We start from the raw sequence: 1,597 nt of genomic DNA, 5'->3' as shown, positions 1-1,597 counted from the left end.
GCATCCCACCTCATCGGTGGGCTGGGTGGCGCGCCGGGTGAGGGGGTGGGCGGGACGGGCGGCGGAGCCCACGGTGCGTCGGGCGGCCCGGCCGGCGGCACTGCCGGTGCGGGTGGAATGGTGGAATCCGGCGGCGCCGACGCCTGCGGGAGCGGCGTCGTCGACGGGTCGAGGCGTGGCAGCCACGCCGACCACGAGTCGGCCGTCGGGTCCGGCTCGGACGCGTCGTCCCGGCTGCTCCGATGTGTCACGTTCGCGCCACCTCCTGTCAGATCGTCCGGATCAGATGATGCTGGGTTGCCCGTCGGCGGTGAGCTGCTTGCCGGCGCGCTGCCACTCGACCATGCCGCCCTCGACGTTGGCGACGTCGTAGCCCTGGTGCACGAGCCACTGCACCGCACGGGCCGACCGTCCGCCCATGCGGCACACGACGGCGACGGTGTCGTCGGTCTCCGGCAGCTCGTCGATGCGGGACGGCAGCTCGCCGAGCGGGATGTGGATGGCGTTGGGAGCGTGGCCGGCGGCCCACTCGTCGGCCTCGCGGACGTCGACGAGGACGGCGTCGTCGGGCAGCTCGGACACGGTCGTCGTGGGGATCGCGCTCATGCGATCCATCCTGACACGGCGGCGCCCGCAAGCCCCAGCAGATGAGGGGGACGGCTCACCCCGCGTGGTTAGGGTGGGCCCGTGAAGATCCTGTCGATCCAGTCCCACGTCGCCTACKGCCACGCCGGCAACTCGGCCGCGGTCTTCCCGCTCCAGCGGCTCGGGCACGAGGTCTATCCCGTGCTCACGGTGACCTTCTCGAACCACACCGGCTACGGCTCGACCCGGGGCCCGCTCATCGCGCCGGCCGACGTCGCGGCCGTCATCGACGGCGTCGAGGAGCGCGGCGCCTTCCCGACGGTCGACGCCGTGCTCTCCGGCTACCAGGGCGCCGAGGCGGTCGGCGAGGTCGTGCTCGACGCCGTCGCGCGGGTCAAGGCCGCCAACCCCGCGGCGATCTACTGCTGCGACCCGGTCATGGGCGACGTGGGGCGCGGTTTCTTCGTCCGGGAGGGCATCCCCGAGTACCTGCGCGACCATGTCGTGCCCCGGGCCGACATCGTCACCCCGAACCAGTTCGAGCTCGAGTTCCTCGTCGGACGCGAGGTCACCACCGAGGCCGACCTCGTCGCCGCGGCGCGTGAGCTCGTGGCCCAGGGGCCCACGGTCGTGCTCGTCACGAGCGCCCTGACCTCCGACACCCCCGAGAGCTCGATCCAGATGGCCTGCATCACCGCCGACGACGCCTGGGTCGTCACGACGCCGATGCTGCCCATGACGGTCCGCGGCGGAGGCGACGTCACGGCCGCGATCTTCCTCGCCCACTACCTGACGGATGGTCCGCAGGTGGCCCTGCGCCGCACGGCGGCGTCGATGTATGCCGTGCTCGAGCGCACGCACGCCAGCGGCTCGGACGAGATGCTCCTCGTCCAGGAGCAGGACGCGATCGCCCGGCCCGACGAAGTCTTTGACATCGCTCACATCGGTTGACGGTTCCACGGCCAGTCGCGTTATAGTCGCATGGCGCCGTTCCGCATGACCACCCCTGACC

The 1,597-nt window shown here is 72.0% G+C and carries 3 protein-coding genes; 1 reads left to right on the top strand and 2 read right to left on the bottom strand.

Annotation, left to right across the window (positions count from 1 at the left end; genetic code table 11):
• Together AC1DP0_RS21735 and AC1DP0_RS21730 are read right to left on the bottom strand one after the other, a co-directional pair.
• Positions 1–186: hypothetical protein (locus AC1DP0_RS21735; protein ID WP_478088630.1), on the bottom strand; the 186-nt coding region annotated here is incomplete at its 3' end.
• A 96-nt stretch (positions 187–282) separates the two neighbouring features.
• The gene (locus AC1DP0_RS21730; RefSeq protein ID WP_442278629.1) at positions 283–606 is read right to left on the bottom strand and encodes a rhodanese-like domain-containing protein; all 324 of its coding nucleotides are present in this window, start codon (positions 604–606) and stop codon (positions 283–285) included.
• An 81-nt stretch (positions 607–687) separates the two neighbouring features.
• Here AC1DP0_RS21730 and pdxY point away from each other — a divergent pair, with 81 nt between their 5' ends.
• On the top strand, positions 688–1,536 hold the full coding sequence (gene pdxY, locus AC1DP0_RS21725) for a pyridoxal kinase PdxY (protein ID WP_478088628.1): 849 nt from the start codon (positions 688–690) through the stop codon (positions 1,534–1,536).
• The last annotated feature ends 61 nt before the right edge of the window (positions 1,537–1,597 follow it).

It is taken from the genome of Terrabacter sp. P5_B1 (assembly GCF_056400505.1).
Note: the sequence above shows the minus strand (reverse complement) of the source record. Positions and strands in the feature narration are given on the sequence as shown.

What these genes read in the sequence shown, in the direction of transcription:
- AC1DP0_RS21730 (WP_442278629.1), bottom strand. Translation starts at nt 606, where the DNA reads ATGAGCGCGATCCCCACGACGACCGTGTCCGAGCTGCCCGACGACGCC.